Origin of the sequence: Kinneretia sp. DJ1R-11, from assembly GCF_025717595.1 — a bacterium.
Classification (GTDB): Bacteria; Pseudomonadota; Gammaproteobacteria; order Burkholderiales; family Burkholderiaceae_C; genus Paucibacter_A.
Genome location: NZ_JAJIRR010000012.1, coordinates 130,884 through 148,273, shown reverse-complemented (window position 1 = coordinate 148,273; position 17,390 = coordinate 130,884). Strand labels below are relative to the sequence as shown.

Annotated in this window: 12 protein-coding genes; 7 read left to right on the top strand and 5 right to left on the bottom strand. The window is 61.8% G+C overall.

Annotation, left to right across the window (positions count from 1 at the left end):
- Nucleotide 1: 1 nt before the first annotated feature.
- Together mlaE and LNV23_RS18665 are read right to left on the bottom strand one after the other, a co-directional pair.
- Nucleotides 2-784, bottom strand: coding sequence for a lipid asymmetry maintenance ABC transporter permease subunit MlaE (gene mlaE, locus LNV23_RS18670; protein WP_263564357.1), 783 nt, complete (start codon nucleotides 782-784; stop codon nucleotides 2-4).
- Nucleotides 781-1,620: an ABC transporter ATP-binding protein gene (locus LNV23_RS18665; protein ID WP_263564356.1), complete on the bottom strand. Its 840-nt coding sequence runs from the start codon at nucleotides 1,618-1,620 to the stop codon at nucleotides 781-783. Before LNV23_RS18665 ends, mlaE begins: the two co-directional genes overlap by 4 nt.
- A 206-nt stretch (nucleotides 1,621-1,826) precedes the next feature.
- Between LNV23_RS18665 and LNV23_RS18660 the strand changes: the two genes are divergently transcribed.
- The 7 genes from LNV23_RS18660 to LNV23_RS18630 are packed head-to-tail and all read left to right on the top strand — an operon-like array spanning nucleotide 1,827 to nucleotide 10,105.
- On the top strand, nucleotides 1,827-2,276 hold the full coding sequence (locus tag LNV23_RS18660; RefSeq protein WP_263564355.1) for a type IV pilin protein: 450 nt from the start codon (nucleotides 1,827-1,829) through the stop codon (nucleotides 2,274-2,276).
- Nucleotides 2,270-2,899 carry a GspH/FimT family pseudopilin gene (locus tag LNV23_RS18655; RefSeq protein WP_263564354.1) on the top strand — a complete coding sequence of 210 codons (630 nt, stop codon included), beginning with the start codon at nucleotides 2,270-2,272 and terminating at the stop codon, nucleotides 2,897-2,899. Before LNV23_RS18660 ends, LNV23_RS18655 begins: the two co-directional genes overlap by 7 nt.
- A 21-nt stretch (nucleotides 2,900-2,920) precedes the next feature.
- The gene (locus LNV23_RS18650) at nucleotides 2,921-3,400 is read left to right on the top strand and encodes a type IV pilus modification PilV family protein (protein WP_263564353.1); all 480 of its coding nucleotides are present in this window, start codon (nucleotides 2,921-2,923) and stop codon (nucleotides 3,398-3,400) included.
- A 17-nt stretch (nucleotides 3,401-3,417) separates the two neighbouring features.
- Nucleotides 3,418-4,437: a PilW family protein gene (locus tag LNV23_RS18645; protein WP_263564352.1), complete on the top strand. Its 1,020-nt coding sequence runs from the start codon at nucleotides 3,418-3,420 to the stop codon at nucleotides 4,435-4,437.
- Entirely contained in the window at nucleotides 4,431-5,081 is a 651-nt protein-coding gene (locus tag LNV23_RS18640; RefSeq protein WP_411910599.1) for a pilus assembly PilX family protein, read from the top strand. Before LNV23_RS18645 ends, LNV23_RS18640 begins: the two co-directional genes overlap by 7 nt.
- A 38-nt stretch (nucleotides 5,082-5,119) precedes the next feature.
- Nucleotides 5,120-9,424 carry a pilus assembly protein gene (locus LNV23_RS18635; RefSeq protein WP_263564350.1) on the top strand — a complete coding sequence of 1,435 codons (4,305 nt, stop codon included), beginning with the start codon at nucleotides 5,120-5,122 and terminating at the stop codon, nucleotides 9,422-9,424.
- A 24-nt stretch (nucleotides 9,425-9,448) separates the two neighbouring features.
- Nucleotides 9,449-10,105: a hypothetical protein gene (locus LNV23_RS18630; protein ID WP_263564349.1), complete on the top strand. Its 657-nt coding sequence runs from the start codon at nucleotides 9,449-9,451 to the stop codon at nucleotides 10,103-10,105.
- A 40-nt stretch (nucleotides 10,106-10,145) separates the two neighbouring features.
- Here LNV23_RS18630 and LNV23_RS18625 read toward each other — a convergent pair whose 3' ends face one another.
- The 3 genes from LNV23_RS18625 to LNV23_RS18615 form a co-directional block, all read right to left on the bottom strand.
- Nucleotides 10,146-11,612: a glutamate synthase subunit beta gene (locus tag LNV23_RS18625; RefSeq protein WP_263564348.1), complete on the bottom strand. Its 1,467-nt coding sequence runs from the start codon at nucleotides 11,610-11,612 to the stop codon at nucleotides 10,146-10,148.
- A gap of 146 nt (nucleotides 11,613-11,758) precedes the next feature.
- Entirely contained in the window at nucleotides 11,759-16,516 is a 4,758-nt protein-coding gene (locus tag LNV23_RS18620; RefSeq protein WP_263564347.1) for a glutamate synthase-related protein, read from the bottom strand.
- A 119-nt stretch (nucleotides 16,517-16,635) separates the two neighbouring features.
- Nucleotides 16,636-17,382: a transposase gene (locus LNV23_RS18615; protein WP_263564346.1), complete on the bottom strand. Its 747-nt coding sequence runs from the start codon at nucleotides 17,380-17,382 to the stop codon at nucleotides 16,636-16,638.
- Between the last annotated feature and the right edge of the window lie 8 nt (nucleotides 17,383-17,390).

The following is a 17,390-nucleotide window of genomic DNA, read 5'->3' as shown; positions in this document are numbered from 1 at the left end:
ATCAAATCGAGAACATCATCGCGGTCAGCACAAAGTCCAGTGCCAGGACCGCCAACGACGACATCACCACCGTGCGCGTGGTCGCCTGTGCCACGCCGTCGGGCGTGGGCTTGCAGGCATAGCCCTGCAACAAGGCCACAAAGGTCACGGTGACACCAAAAACCAGGCTCTTGACGACGCCATTGCCCACATCGGCCCACACGTCGACGCCACCCTGCATCTGCGACCAGAAGGCGCCGGCATCGATGCCGATCAGGGGCACGGCCACCAGCCAACCACCGATGATGCCGATCGCCGAAAACAGCGCCGCCAGCAAGGGCATGGCGATGAAGCCGCCCCAAAAACGCGGGGCAAGCACCCGAGTCAGCGGGTCCACAGCCATCATCTCCATGGCGGTCAGCTGTTCGCCTGCCTTCATCAAGCCGATTTCGGCCGTCAGCGATGTACCAGCGCGCCCGGCAAACAGAAGGGCCGCGACCACTGGCCCCAGCTCGCGAACCAAGCTCAGCGCCACCAGCAGGCCCACGGCTTCGGCCGAGCCATAGCGCTGCAATGTGTAGTAGCCCTGCAAGGCCAGCACGAAACCGACGAATAGGCCCGAGACCCCAATCAGGGACAGCGAGCGATTGCCCAAAAAGTAGATTTGCTCTCGCACCAGCGAGAAGCGCAGAAGGGCAGCCGGTGAGCGGGCCAGCAATTGCAGGAACAGCCGTGTGCTGGAACCCAGGTCGACCAATTGCTGACGCACGCTACGGCCGATGGTGGCCGAAAAATTGACCATCATGCTGCCGCTCCCAGGCCAAAATCCTCGGCCACCGGACAGGCCGGCTGATGGAAGCGCACCGGACCATCCGCATGCGCGCCGACGAATTGCTGTACCAGGGGATCGCTGCTATGGCGCAGCTCATCGGGCGTGCCTTGTGCCACAACGCGCCCATTGGCGATCATGGCCACCTCATCGGCGATGGCAAAGGTCTCGTGCAAATCATGGGAGACGATGATGCTGCTCAGGCCCAGCGCATCGTTGAGATCGCGGATCAGGCGCGCTGCAACGCCCAGCGAGATCGGGTCCAGGCCGGCAAACGGCTCGTCATAGAGCACCAAATCCGGGTCCAACGCAATGGCTCGCGCCAAGGCCACACGGCGCGCCATGCCGCCGGAAATCTCGGACGGCAGCAAATCACGCGCACCACGCAGGCCGACGGCATTGAGCTTCATCAGCACCAGATCTCGGATCATGGGCTCAGGCAGGCGGGTGTGTTCGCGCAGCGGGAAGGCCACGTTCTCGAACACCGTGAGATCGGTGAACAAGGCACCAAACTGGAACAACATGCCCATGCGCCGGCGAACTGCATAGAGCTCATCCAGGTTCAAACCTGCCAGGTCCACGCCGTCGAAAAGCACCTGACCAGAAATCGGCTTGATCTGCCGACCCAGGAGCCGCAATACCGTGGTCTTGCCACCGCCGCTGGTGCCGATCAAGGCCAGCACCTTACCGCGCGGGATGCGCAGATTCACGCGCTCCAGAATCACCCGGTCGCCGTAACCGCAGCTGACATCACGCAATTCGATCAGAGGCGTTTCTGGTGCGGAAATGGAAGTGGATGAGTAGGGGGCCATGAGCCTCGGGCAGGCGGGCACAGGCCCGTGATTGACAAAGATCACATCATAGGGGAAACACCGATCGCGCACCGAGCCACCGAGAAGCACCCCAAATAGTTCACATTTCCGGGCCTGGCTCCGACCAGCGCGAGGGACAGTCTGATAGGCGGCTACACAAGCGAAATGCTGCGGCCGAAAATGATTTCCAAACAGGAGCCCCCCCCATGTCACGCCAAGCAAACCCGCACTTGCAGCTCCCAGCCCGCGGCTTCACCCTGATCGAGTTGATGATCACGGTGGCCATCGTCGGCATCCTGGCGGCAGTGGCGATTCCCAGCTACAAGAACTACGTAACCCGTGGCAAGGTGCCCGAGGCCACCTCGCCTCTGGCTGTCAAGCAAGTACGACTGGAGCAGTACTTTCTCGATTTCCGAACCTACGCCGGTGCCCCCGACTGCAACAGTGACACCAGCAGCAGCAAGTACTTCACGTTTTCTTGCTCGGCCTCCAGTGCCACTGCCTTCACCTTGCAAGCGGTCGGTAAGGACACCATGGCGGGATTCACCTACACGGTCAACCAGTCCGGGACCAAGGTCACGGTCAACGTACCCAGTGGCTGGAGTTTGCCCAACCCCAACAACTGCTGGGCCACCAAGCAGGACGGAACATGCTGAAGACCGCACGCTGTCGCCGCGCCGCAAGGCGTGGTTTCACATTGGTGGAACTGGTGGTCAGCCTGGCCTTGCTCGCCATATTCATGGCTGTGGCGGCGCCCAACTTCAGCGATTGGTTGGCCAACACGCGTATTCGAACCGCCGCCAGCGCCATCGCCAATGGACTGCAATTGGCCAAAGCAGAAGCGGTGTCTCGTAACACCTTGGTGCGTTTTCAACTGACCAGCTCTTTGACCAATTCATGCGCCATTGCCACCACCGGCACCAACTGGGTGGTCAATATGATCAATGCCAACACGGTGGCCGACTCGGTGGCCGGTCAATGTGCGGCGGCGTTCTCCGACAGCGTTGCACCGCGCATCCTGCACAGCCGCCCGGCCGGTGATGGCTCAACAGGCGTGCAGGTCAATGCCAGTGTCGCCTCCTTGGTCTTCAATGGCGTGGGACGTCTCAATCCGGTACCAGCCGCTGACGTCACGATCAACGTCAGCCCGCCCAGCGCGTCTGGCAGCTGCGTCTCCGCAGGCGGAGATATCACCTGCCTGCGCATTCTCATCAGCACGGCTGGGCAGATTCGCTTGTGCAACCCCAATCTCGCCGCCGGCGACCCGCAGGCTTGCTGAGTCTTCGACGGGAACACTTCCATGAAACAAGCGAACACAGCTCGATCTGGCCTGGCCGGATTCATGATGCTCGAAGTGCTGGTGGCCTTGCTGGTCTTTGCTCTGGGCGTACTTGGACTGGTCGGCTTGCAAGCCACAGCGGTCAAGCAAGCCGGGCAAGCCAAGTTCCGGTCTGATGCCGCCTTGCTGGCCAACGAACTGATCGGCCAACTGTGGATGGGCGACCGCACGCTCGCCGCGATGAAAACCAAGTACGGCAGCGCCGACCTGGGCGATGGCTACAAAGCTTGGCGTGACAAGGTGGTGGCCGTCTTGCCCGGTGCACAGGCCAATCAGCCGGTGGTCACCATGGTGGCCATCCCGCCTCTGCCGGCCAGCGCCCCAGGGGGACCGGTGCTGACGGACAGCGTGCGCGTCACGGTCACCGTGAAGTGGGAGGCTCCCGGGGAAAACCTGGGTAGTACTCCACACCAACTGCTCATGGTCACCGAAATCAAATAAGAAAGAGGAGTCCTCCTTTGAATGCTTCTCTTCAAATTCCGCACGCCGCTTCACTGCGGCGACGCTCGACTCTCGGCTTCAGCCTGATCGAGCTGATGGTCGGCTTGGTGCTAGGCATGATTGCCGTGATCGTCGTCATGCAGGTGTTTTCCTTGTCCAACCAAGGTCAGCGCACCGCCACCAGTGGCGACGACGCCCAAACCAATGGCGCGTTGGCCGTGGCGCAGCTGCAGCGCGACATCCGCCAAAGCGGGCAAGGCATTTCGAATCGCCACCTGCTCGGCTGCAATCTGCTGATGCCGGGGGGAACCCAGCTGAACGGCCTCGGACGAGTCTTCATCAACCACGCGTCGATTCCAGCCGGCGACGCCAACACCGACACTTTGCTCGTGATCTCGGGCAGCGGCAATGGCTCGCCCGAGGGCACCTTGATCATTCCGACACCAAGCGCATTGAACTATCCCGTCGCGACGCCGACCGCCTTCAATCTCAACGACTTCGTCATAGCCGCTTGGCGCGTTCCTCCGGCGGCCTGCACCGTCCAGATGGACCGGGTGGCCGCGATCCCGGTAGGCGCCAATGTCGCGGTCACCACTGGTGGTGTCGCCACGCCCGAAGTTCTTTTCAATCTCGGCCAATCCCCCCAGGTACTGGTGTATGCCGTGCGCGGCGGACGCCTGACACAGTGCAACTTCATGGCCCAGAACTGCACCAATGCAGCCACAGTCAACTGGGTGCCCATCATTGACGACGTGGTCAGCCTGCGCATGCAGTATGTACGGGCCGGCGACACCTTCGACCAGACCCAACCTGCTGCAACTTGCCTCAGCTGGAGCGCCGTCCTGGGCCTGCGTCTGGCCATCACGACACGCAGCGGGCAGCTGGAAAAAACCGCTGTCACCGTCGCAGCCAACTCGCCCGTCTGGGCAGGCAGCGCCAACCTGGCCATCAATCTGAGCGGCAATGCTGACTGGCAGCGCTATCGCTACCGGGTTTTCGAAGCCGTGGTGCCGCTACGGAACAACGCATCATGCTGAACGCCAACTCTTCACGCTCGCAACATCGCGGCCCTGGCCCACAGCCAAGGCCCGGCCGGCAATCAGGCATCGTGCTGATGCTGGCCATCATTGTCCTGGTGGCCATGTCTCTGGCCGCCATCGGCCTGATGCGCTCCCTACTCAGCAGCAACAAGGTGGCCGGCAATCTGGCCTTTCAACAGTCGGCCCTGCAGTCAGCCAATGTCGGCATCGAAAGCGCGATTGCCTGGCTGGAGCAAAACAACTTCGGTACACGACTGTTTCAGAACATCACCATTGCAGCCGGGGAGCCGGTCGGTTATGTCGCCATGCAGCAGAACCCGGCCGCCGGCCAGAACTGGGAGCAGTACTGGACCACGGTGCTGGTGCCGACCAACCGCGTGACCACCTTGGCCACCGATGCCGCCGGCAACCGTGTGTCCTTCATCATCCACCGGCTGTGCAATGCCACGGGGGATCCGAATTCAGGCGTGGCTGGCATCGGCTGTGAGGCGAACCCCTTTCCTGTGACCTCGGGCACCAGCGTGAGCGCCGGCGGCGGCAAGCCCTCAGGCGTCCCTGATGCCATCTATTACCGCATCACGGCCCGCGTGCTGGGCCCACGAAATACCGTCGGTTTCGCCCAGGCCATCGTGGCCCTGTGAGCCTTGTGCAAGTTGACCGAAATGAATTGGAGCCCCCCATGAACACTCGCACACGCCTGACTTCCTTGGGCCTGGGCTTGGCTCTGCTGATTGGCAGCCAAGGCCTGTATGCGGGAACCACCGATATCTCGCAGACGCCTCTGGTCGTGGCCTCGCCCAATGCTGTGAAACCCAATTTGCTGTTTGTCTTGGATGACTCGGGATCCATGGGTTTTGACTTCATGCCCGACCACATCAACGCCACGGGCAACCCTGACCCGCGCCTATGCCGGACCACAGGCGCCACCGTCACTGACAGCGGAAGTTTCGACAGCAGTTGCTGCCGCAACGGCAACAGCAGCCAAGCCTGCTGGACGGGCTCGGCCCCGAGCTTCAACAGTCGGCGTGGTCACCCGCCCTTCTTGAGCTCCAGCTTCAATGGCATGGCCTACAACCCGGCCACGCGTTACCTGCCCCCGGTGAACGCAACCGGCGTCAGCTGGTCCAGCATGACCTCGGCGAACACCGGAGGCTGGACCTCGGTGGCCAACGATGCCTATGGCATCCAGAGCACCAGCTCGATCAATCTGCTGACCGAGTTTCCTGATATGCAGTGGTGCACGGACAGCAGCTACACCGACTGCCTTCGCAATGACAACTATGTGTTGCCAGGCACGGTCAACAACAAGGACTACAGCACCTACCGGGAAAGTTCGGCCAGCGGCAGCGGCTTCAAGGCCAGAGGCGCACCGGACAACGCCAGCACCGTGGCACAAGATTGGGGTCCGCACTATTACAAGATCAACGCGGCCGAGTACTGTGACGATGTCAATCTGAGAAACTGCCAATCCAGCGCCACCGGGATCTACAAGTATCCAGCCCCCGTACGCTGGTGCGACAGCGACGAAAACGCCCGTGCGGCAACGCCCAGCAGTGGCTCTTGCCAAGCCGTACGCAACAGCAGTTATGCCTATGTGCGCTTCCCGAGCAAGTACTTTACTGCAGGCGTAGCCGGAATTCCTGCCAGCGCCGAGGTGCGCGCTCAAGCGGTCGTCACCATTTCGGCCATCAACACCGCGGGCGGCAACAGCTGCTACATGTCCATCACGTCGTTTCGAGTCAATGGCGTCAATATTCTTTCCAGTGCCACCAGCAGCGAATACATACGCAGCGACCTCGCTGCATCGCTGACGAGCCGAATCAACACGGGCAGCTCGGGCTTCAGCGCCACACTGTCCAACCGAACCGTCACCATCACCGCTCCGGCAGGCGTCGCCAACCCAGGGGCGATTTCTATCGCCAAGACACCCAATAGCTGCTTCCTGACCATCAGTCCGGGAACGCCCGCCTTCAGTGGCTACCAAGCCGCAGTGCCTGCCGAGCCAGGCACCGCAGCCGGCTATCCGGGGAGCTTCGAGCGGGTGGACATTGTTCCCAGCCGCACCAGCTATCCCAAGGCCGCCACGCGCAAGGACTGCGCCGGTGCCACCTGCACTTACGCAGAGGAAATGACCAACTTTGCGAACTGGTGGACCTACTACCGAACCCGCATGCAGATGATGAAGTCCTCGACCAGCTTGGCTTTTGCCGGCGTCCAGGATGACTATCGGGTCGGCTACCTGAGCATCAACAACAGCCAGGGCAATGCATTCCTAAATCTCAAGACCTTCAGTGGCGACGACAAAGCCACCTGGTTCAGCCGCTTGATCGCGGCCAAACCCTCGGGCTCAACGCCTTTGCGCAAGGCACTGGACACTGCCGGTCGGCTTTATGCGGGCAAGAGGACGGGCACGCTCAATGGCGAAACCATCGTGGATCCGGTGCAGTACTCCTGCCAACGAAACTTCACCATTCTGTCCACTGATGGGTTCTGGAATGAAGACATCACACTGACCCAGTTGGACGGCACCACCGCATTGGGCGACCAGGACGGCACCTTGCCGCGTCCCAAGCTAGACGGCAATGCCACCAGCGACACCCTGGCCGACGTGTCGGCTTATTTCCAGAAGACCGATCTGCGCACCGGGACCAATGGTTCGGCCGCCTGTACCAGCGGTTCAGGCACCGGCGCCGATGTCTGTGGGAATGGCACAGCAAGCGAAGTTCAGCGCATGATCACCTACACCCTGGGACTGGGTGCATCGGGCTATATGCAGTTCCGGGCGGATTACATGACCGCGACCAGCGGCGACTACTTTGCCGTGGCTCAGGGCAGCACACCGAACATCGCCGGAGGTGTCTGCACCTGGCAAAACTCGGGTGACTGCAATTGGCCGACGCCGGTCAACAACACCTTGACCACCATCGACGATCTCTGGCACGCTGCCGTGAACGGTGGCGGCAGCTATTTCAGCGCCAGTGATCCCTCAACCCTCTACGCAGGGCTGTCCAATGCACTGGCATCCATCGATGCGGAGGTTGGCGCGTCGGCTGCCGCCACGACCAGCAACCCGAACATCTCGGCCGGTGACAATCAGGTGTTCGTCTCCAACTTTGTGTCTGGCGAATGGACCGGTGAACTCAAGGCACAGCGCATCGATCTCAGTTCCGGCGCCATCATGCCCGGCGCGGCCGACTGGTCAGCCCGCGACTTGCTGAATGCCAGCGCCACCCGCACCATCTATATGTTCGACGGTTCGGTCGCCAGCAAGCGCAAGGCCTTCGACTGGACCACCATGACCGCCAGCGAGAAGGCTTACTTCCAAACGGCCAACATTACCGCCGCAGGTCGTGGTCTGTCACAGTTTTGCAACTTTGGTGCCAATTGCTTGTCCGCTGCAGATCAGGCCAGTGCCGCCGGCGAAAATCTGGTGCGCTTCCTGCGCGGAGACCGCAGCAACGAGGGCCCGGTCAGCAACCCCGGCAAGTACTACCGTGAACGCAAGCATGTGCTCGGCGACATCATCAACTCCGAAGCCACGTATGTGAAACAACCGCAGCTGCACTTGGCCGACACTGGCTATGCAGACTTCAGCGCCTCGGAAGCCATTTCTACGCGCAAAGGCATGGTCTATGTCGGCGCCAACGACGGCATGCTGCATGCGTTCTTCGGTGAAACCGGTGAAGAAGCCTGGGCCTACGTGCCCACCCAGGTCTTGCCCAAACTGTACAAGCTGGCCGACAAGGGCTATGCCAATGACCATGAGTACTTCGTCGATGGCAGCCCAGTGATCGAGGACGTAAACATTGGCGGCCAATGGCGAACGCTGCTGGTCGCAGGCCTGGGGGCCGGCGGTCGTGCCTACTACGCAATCGACGTCACCGACCCAGCCAATCCGAAGCCGCTCTGGGAATTCACCAACAACAACCTCGGCTACACCATCGGCAAAGCCGAGATCGCCAAACTTGCCAACGGCACCTGGGTGGTGATCGTGCCCTCAGGCTACAACAACGTATCGCCCGGCGATGGCAATGGTCGCCTGTTCGTGCTCGATGCAGCGACAGGCATGCAGGTGGCGGCGATTCCCAATGGCATCGAAACCAAGGTGGCCAATCTGCCGGTCGGTTCGACCACCACGCCCAGCGGACTCGGCTTCATTCGCGCCTGGGCCGACAACTCGGACCTCAACAACCTAGCTCTGCGTGTCTACGGTGGAGACAATCTGGGCAATGTTTGGCGCTTTGACATCAACAACAACATCGCTCCTGCGGGCTATGAGGCCCAACGGCTGGCGACCTTGGTGTCGGAGGGTGGCGCAGCCCAGCCGATCACCTCGCGGCCGGAATTGGGCGATGTGGACGGCTATGCCATGGTCTATGTGGGAACGGGGCGCTACCTCGGTGTCTCCGACCTCAGCGACAGCACCCCTCAAAGCATCTACGCCATCAAGGATCGTTTGAACTCGAGTGACTTCCTCAACCCTCGTACTCCTGCCAACAAGTTCGTCATGCAGACCCTGACCACCACCACTTGTCCGGCCGCCTCGACTTTTTGTACGCCGGGAGAGTCGGTGCGCTCGAATGGCACACCGGCCACCGTCAATCTGGCCACGAACAATGGCTGGTATGTGGATCTGCCAGTGACACGCGAGCGAGTTACCTTGGACCCGATGCTGGTGCAAGGCATCCTGACGGTGAACTCCAATGTGGTGGATGCCTCAGGCGTTTGCAGTGTCGGCGGCTCCAGCTGGATCAACTACTTCGACTACCGCAATGGCGCGCCACCGCCGACCACAAACGGAATCACCAGCCTGTCCCTGGGCACGGCCTTAGCCACACGGCCGGTGGTGATCAAGCTTCCCAACAACAAGCTGGTTTCCATTACCCGATTGACCAATGCGCAGACCAAGGTGAGCCCGCAACCTCCGCGCGGGCGCGTCGACCCCGCCGGCCGTATCTCATGGCGCGAGCTGTCGGTGCAGTGAGCGCCACCCGGACTGTTCGGTCGCATGGCTGAGCAAAGCACGCGGCACAAAGCGCTGGGGGCCAGTGTGATATTGGCCCTCAGCCTGCATGCGCTGGCCTTTTGGGGCGTGGATGCACTGACCTCGACTCAGCGAGCCAGCGGATCAAAAGCGACTGTCCAAAGTGTGCAGCTTCGCCTGCTGCACGACGAACTTGCGCACACTGGGCCTCAGAATGAAGTGACGGACGACGTGCTCGAGCTTGGACCTGCAAACACAAAAGAGCCTGGGAGCCCGCTGGATCCGGTTCGGCAGACCTCGGCTGAGCCCGAGCGCATGAGCCCAGCCGGCAAGGATGAGTTCCAGACCGAGGCTCGAACGGACAGTCCAAGCCTGTACGAATCAGGGCTGATGATCGAACATCCCGACAGCCCATTGCCCGGTGGGCACGCCAGTGCCCAAGTGACGATGATTTTGGGCCGCCGGGGGCAAGTCGACGCCATCGAGCTTAAGCCGGGAGCTCTACCAGACGCATTCATTGAAGCCATTCGATCCGCGTTTGTCGGCCGCATGGCCAGCGACGGACTCGGCCTTCATTCGAAACAGGGTGCACGCCTTTGCGTGGAAGTCGAGTTCCTAGAAGGCGAACCCCCACGCTGGCGCAGTCAAGGGCCACCTTCGGGCCCCAAGCTTCCCTGCTGATCCTGGGCCCGCGAGCGCCGGTCCCTCGGGGCTTGGACGTTCAACGAGGCAAGTCGCTGCGCCCCATCAGGAACTCATCCACTGCACGGGCCGCTTGACGTCCTTCTCGGATCGCCCACACGACCAGGGACTGGCCCCGACGCATATCTCCAGCAGCGAAGACCTTGTCTACATTGGTCTTGTAGCCACCGCTGAAATCAGTGCTGGCTTTGGCGTTGCCGCGTGCGTCTTTGCTGACGCCAAAGGCATCGAGCACGGTGGCGACCGGAGCAACAAAGCCCATGGCCAGGAACACCAGATCGGCCTTGATGATCTGCTCAGAGCCCGGCACCTCGACCATCTTGCCGCCCTGCCATTCGACGCGCACGGTCTTGACGCCGGTCAGCTTGCCTTTTTCACCGACAAACTCCTTGGTCGAAATGGCGAACTCGCGCTCGCAACCCTCCTCGTGGCTGCTGGAAGTGCGCAGCTTGAGCGGCCAGTAAGGCCAGGTCAGAGGGCGGTCTTCCACCTCGGGTGGCTGGGGCATGAGCTCGAACTGAGTGACGCTCTTGGCGCCGTGGCGGTTGCTGGTGCCGACGCAATCGCTGCCTGTGTCACCGCCGCCGATCACGACCACATGTTTGCCGTCGGCTCGGATCTGACCCTTGAGCTTGTCACCCGCATTGACCTTGTTCTGCTGCGGCAGGAATTCCATCGCGAAATGGATGCCGCTGAGCTCACGGCCGGGCGCCGGCAGATCGCGACTGGCCTCGGAGCCGCCGCTGAGCAGGACGGCATCAAACTGGGCTTTCAACTCGTCCGGGCTGATGCTCTGCTTGGCCCAGTTGGTGACCTTGGAGCCTTCCGGCATGGAGGCGACCAGCACGCCGGTGCGGAAGACCACGCCCTCGGCTTCCATCTGCGTAACGCGGCGGTCGATGTGGGACTTCTCCATCTTGAAGTCGGGGATGCCATAGCGCAGCAGGCCGCCAACACGGTCGTTCTTCTCGAACACGGTCACGCTATGGCCGGCACGCGCCAACTGCTGGGCGGCCGCCAAGCCGGCCGGGCCGGAGCCGACGATGGCCACGGTCTTGCCGGTCTTGTACTTGGGCAACTGCGGCTGCACCCAGCCTTCGGCCCATGCGCGGTCGATGATGGCGTGCTCGATGGACTTGATGCCCACCGCGTCGTCGTTGACATTCAGCGTGCAGGCCGCCTCGCAGGGCGCGGGGCAGATGCGGCCGGTGAACTCGGGGAAGTTGTTGGTGCTGTGCAGGATGGTGATGGCATTGGCCCAATCCCCTTGGTACACCAAGTCGTTGAAATCCGGAATGATGTTGTTGATCGGACAGCCGTTGTTGCAAAACGGTGTCCCGCAGTCCATGCAGCGCGCAGCCTGCTGCTTGGACTGTTCGACACTCAGGCCAATCACGAATTCCTTGTAATTCTTGACCCGCGCACCGACCGGCTCGTAGCCCTCCTCCAGCCGCTCAAACTCCATGAAGCCCGTAACCTTGCCCATGCTTCGCTCCTGAATTTCACTAATTAGCACTAATTAGGGTCAGAGTCGTTTTTCGAACTCTGGCTCTTAAAATTTCAAAATTGGGGTCAGAGTCATTTTTGATTGCCGACCCAGATTTGCCTCGACACTGATGGGGCCAGCCCCGCTCAAACCTTGACGGCAGGCTTGGCACCGGCCGGAGCCTTGGCGTTCTCAATGGTCGAAGCCGCCTGCTTGGCCGCGTGAATCTCGCCCAGCGCCCGGCGGTATTCGTGCGGGAAGACTTTGACGAACTTGGCGCGCGACTCAGCCCAATGGTCGAGGATGTGGCGGGCCCGTGCACTGCCGGTCCAGCGGTGGTGGTCTTCCAACATCTTCTTGAGAATGGCTTCGTCGGTCTGCGCCTCCGCGTCGCCGAGGTGGTGCCAGACGGCGCGATCCACGGTGGCTTCCTGCTCGTGCGAAGGCAGCAGCTTGTCCAAGGCGACCATGCTGGTATTGCAGCGCTTGGCGAACTGGCCGTCCTCATCGAACACATAGGCAATGCCGCCGCTCATGCCAGCAGCGAAATTGCGACCGGTCTTGCCCAGCACAGCCACGGTGCCGCCGGTCATGTACTCGCAGCCATGGTCACCCGTGCCCTCGACCACGGCCGAGGCACCCGAGAGCCGCACCGCAAAGCGCTCACCCGCCACGCCGCGGAAGAAGGCCTCGCCGCGCGTTGCGCCGTAAAGCACGGTGTTGCCGACGATGATGTTCTGCGTCGCATCACCACGGAAATCGATGCTGGGCCGCACCACCACGCGGCCGCCGGACAAGCCCTTGCCGGTGTAGTCGTTGGCGTCACCGATCAAGTAGAAGGTGATGCCCTGGGCCAGGAAGGCGCCGAAGCTCTGGCCACCCGTGCCCTCCATCTGGATGAAGATGGTGTGGTCAGGCAGGCCCTCAGGACGGCGGCGGATCAGTTCGCCGGACAGCATGGCGCCGACCGTGCGGCGCACATTGCTGACCTCCTGCATGAACTGCACCTTCTCGCCCTTCTCAAAGGCAGGCAAGCACTTCTCGATCAGTTTGACATCCAAAGCGCGGTCCAAGCCATGGTCTTGCACATCGACATGCGTGCGGGCCACATCGGCCGCCAGCGCCGGGCGATGGAAGACCCGGCTGAAGTCCAGGCCCTTGGCCTTCCAGTGGGTGATGCCCTTCTTGGTGTCCAGCAGATCGCTGCGGCCGACCAGATCCTCGAACTTGCGCAGACCCAGCTGCGCCATGATCTGGCGCGCTTCCTCGGCGACGAAGAAGAAGTAATTCACCACATGCTCGGGCTTGCCGGTGAACTTGGCACGGAGCAGCGGGTCTTGCGTGGCCACACCGACCGGACAGGTGTTGAGGTGGCATTTGCGCATCATGATGCAGCCTTCGGCCACCAGCGGCGCGGTGGCAAAGCCGAATTCGTCAGCGCCCAGCAGCGCACCGATGACCACATCGCGGCCGGTCTTCATCTGGCCGTCGGCCTGAACGCGCACACGGCCGCGCAGACGGTTCAGCACCAGGGTTTGCTGCGCCTCAGCCAGGCCCAGCTCCCAGGGTGTGCCAGCATGCTTGATCGAGCTCCAGGGCGACGCGCCCGTGCCGCCGTCATGTCCGGCGATGACCAAGTGGTCGGCCTTGGCCTTGGTGACGCCGGCGGCGATGGTGCCCACGCCGACTTCCGAGACCAGCTTGACCGACACATCCGCCTTGGGATTCACGTTCTTCAGATCGTGAATCAGCTGGGCCAGGTCCTCGATGGAATAGATGTCGTGGTGCGGCGGCGGCGAAATCAGGCCCACGCCCGGCACCGAATAACGCAGCATGCCGATGTACTCGCTGACCTTGCCGCCGGGCAGCTGACCACCCTCACCCGGCTTGGCGCCTTGCGCCATCTTGATCTGGATCTGATCGGCACTGACCAGGTATTCGGTGGTGACGCCGAAGCGGCCCGAAGCCACCTGCTTGATCTTGGAGCGCAGCGAATCGCCTTCCTTGAGCTCGTAGTCGACGGCGATGACCTTGTTGCCGATCACATCAGACACTTTGGTACCTGCCGTGATCTTGATGCCTTTGAGCTCGTTGCGATAACGCGCCGGATCCTCGCCACCTTCGCCGGTGTTGCTCTTGCCGCCGATGCGGTTCATGGCCACGGCCAGGGTGGCATGGGCCTCGGTGGAAATGGAACCCAGGGACATGGCGCCGGTGGCGAAGCGCTTGACGATCTCGGACGCAGGCTCCACTTCATCCAGCGGAATGGCTTTGCTAGGGTCGAACTTGAACTCGAACAGGCCGCGCAGCGTCATGTGGCGCTTGCTTTGGTCATTGATGATTTGCGCGTATTCCTTGTAGCTGTCGAACTTGCCGCTGCGCGCGCTGTGCTGCAGCTTGGCAATGGCGTCCGGTGTCCACATATGTTCCTCACCGCGGGCACGCCAGGCGTATTCGCCGCCGGCATCCAGCATGCTGTGCAGAACCGGGTCGTCACCGAAAGCGGCGCGGTGCAGGCGGATGGCCTCTTCGGCCACCTCGAACACACCGATGCCACCGACCTGCGTAGGCGTGCCGCGGAAGTACTTCTCCACGAAGTCCGACTTCAAGCCGATGGCCTCAAAGATCTGCGCGCCGCAGTAGGACATATAGGTGGAGATGCCCATCTTGGACATGATCTTGGACAGGCCCTTGCCGATGCCCTTGATGTAGTTGTAGATGGCCTTGTCGGCAGACAAAGCGCCCGGTAGGCCGGCGGCGATTTCGGCCAGGGTTTCCAGGGCCAGGTAGGGATGAACCGCCTCGGCACCAAAGCCGGCCAACACGGCAAAGTGGTGCACCTCACGGGCACTGCCGGTCTCGACCACCAGGCCGGCTGTCGTGCGGCGGCCTTCACGCACCAGATGGTGGTGAATGGCAGACAGGGCCAGCAAGGCGGGGATTGCCACATGGCTGTCGCTCAGGCCGCGGTCGGTGATGATGAGGATGTTGTGGCCGCTCTTGATCGCATCGACCGCTTCGGCACAGAGCGAAGCCAGTTGCGCCTCCACACCCTCGTGGCCCCAGGCGAGCGGGTAGGTAATGTCCAGCTCGTAGGACTTGAACTTGCCGTGGGTGTGGGCCTCGATCTGGCGCAGACGGGCCATGTCCTTGAAGTCCAGCACCGGCTGCGACACCTCCAGGCGCATGGGCGGGTTGACCGCGTTGATGTCCAGCAGATTGGGCTTGGGGCCGATGAAGCTGTTGAGCGACATGACGATGGCCTCGCGGATCGGGTCGATCGGCGGGTTGGTCACCTGAGCGAACAACTGTTTGAAATAGTTGAACAGCGGCTTGTCCTTGCTCGACAGCACGGCCAGCGGCGAATCATTGCCCATGGAACCCAGGGCTTCTTCGCCGGTGGCGGCCATAGGCGCCATCAGGAACTTGATGTCCTCCTGCGTGAAACCAAAGGCTTGCTGGCGATCGAGCAGGCTGGCGCTGAAACTGGCAGCCGAGGTGTCGGCCACGTCGATATCGTCGAGCTTGACGCGCACGTTCTCGATCCACTGGCGATAGGGCCGAGCGTTGGCGTACTGGTTCTTGAGCTCTTCGTCATCGATGATGCGGCCCTGCTCCAGGTCGATCAGGAACATCTTGCCGGGCTGCAGGCGCCACTTCTTGACGATCTTGTTCTCGGGCACGGGCAGCACGCCGGACTCTGAGGCCAGGATGACCAGGTCATCGTCGGTGACGCAGTAGCGGGCTGGGCGCAAACCGTTGCGATCCAGCGCGGCGCAGACCTGGCGGCCGTCGGTGAAGACCATGGCGGCCGGGCCATCCCAGGGCTCCATCATGGCGGCGTGGTACTCGTAGAACGCCCGGCGGCGCAGGTCCATATGCTCGTGCTGCTCCCAGGCTTCCGGGATCATCATCATGGCGGCATGGGCCAGGGGATAGCCGGCCATGGTCAGCAGTTCCAGAGCGTTGTCAAAGGTGGCCGTGTCGGACTGGTGCTCGAAGCTGATCGGGTAAAGCTTGTTCAGATCTTCACCCAACACCGGCGACTTCATTACGCCCTCGCGCGCACGCATCCAGTTGAAGTTGCCCTTGACCGTGTTGATCTCGCCGTTGTGGGCAACCATGCGGTAGGGGTGGGCCAGCGGCCACTCGGGGAAGGTGTTGGTGGAAAAGCGCTGGTGGACCAGAGCGATGGCGGAGACCACACGCGGGTCGGCCAGGTCCTTGTAGTAGCTGCCCACCTGATCGGCCAGCAACAGGCCCTTGTAGATGATGGTGCGGCAGCTCATGCTGGGCACGTAGTACTCGCGGCTGTGCGTCAGTTGCAGCGCCTGGATGGCGCTCGACGCGGTCTTGCGGATCACATAGAGCTTACGTTCCAAGGCATCGGGCACGATGATGTCCGGACCGCGGCCGATGAAGATCTGGCGAATGATGGGCTCTTTGTCCCGCACCGTCGGCGACATGGGCATCTCGGCATCGACCGGCACATCGCGCCAGCCCAGCAAGACCTGACCCTCGGCCTTGATGGCGCGGGCCAACTCCTGCTCACAAGCCAGGCGGGAGGCGTGCTCCTTGGGCATGAAGATCATGCCGACGCCGTACTCGCCAGGGGGCGGCAGTTCCACACCCTGCTTGGCCATCTCGGCACGGAAGTATTCGTCGGGGATCTGAATCAGGATGCCGGCGCCGTCGCCCATCAGCTTGTCAGCACCGACAGCGCCCCGGTGGTCCAGGTTCTCAAGAATCTTCAGACCCTGCTGAACGATGGAGTGCGCCTTCTGACCCTTGATGTGTGCCACAAAACCCAAGCCGCATGCGTCTTTCTCGTTCTGCGGCCGGTACATGCCGTGGGCGGCCAGATCTTGGATCTCGGCTTGATGGTCTGCTGCGTTCTGGCTCATGGCACTCTCCGACGTAATTCAGTTACGGAGACGGAGATTAATGCGCTGCAGCAAAAGCCTCAAGCAAAAAGAATTAGGGTCAGAGTCTGTTTATATCTAATCAACTGATCGCCGCTCAATTAAATAGGGTCAGAGTAATTTTTCGAGATGATTGAAGGCGCAGATGGTTCGCTTGTAACGTCCAGCTTTCGCGGCCTACCTCGGGCTTGCGGCTGCACGCGGCGCTGCGTTTGATCCGCCAGAGCACGGAGGAAGCCACTGGAACCCAATGGCCAGCCCTTCAGCGTGGCCTGAGTGATGCTTAGGCGCTCGGCTTCCGTGCAACCTTCCATCAACAGTTCGCGATAGGCCATTTCCCTCTCGAAGGGCGTGTTGCCAAGGGTCCAGTACAGGAGGTGCTCGCTGAGCAAAGCATCGCTGCGCCGTCCAAGGTGACTGGCGCAACTTGACCAAGGAAAGTCTTCCGGCAGGGCGCAGAGCCCGGCGCGCACCGGGTTCAGTTCGACATAGCGCATGCAAGCCAGAAAGTAGCGTTCGCTGTCGATGACCGTGGCACGGAAGCGCCCTTCCCACAAGGTTCCGGTCCGCCCGTACTTGTGGTTGAACCATGCAACATAGCGGCGGCCCAGAGACTGCATCATCTTGCTGATGCCCTGCTCGTCTTCAGGCGTAGCCACCAGATGCAAATGGTTGTCCATCAGCGCATAAGCATGGATGGCAACTCTGTACTGGCGCGCGCCATCGCGCAGGAACTCCAAGACTTGCTGCCGGTCCGCATCGGCGTGAACGATGGGCTGGCGGTTGTTGCCGCGCAACATCAGATGGTGAGGCTGACCGGGCAGCAGCAAGCGTGGGAGGCGAGCCATGGTGATTG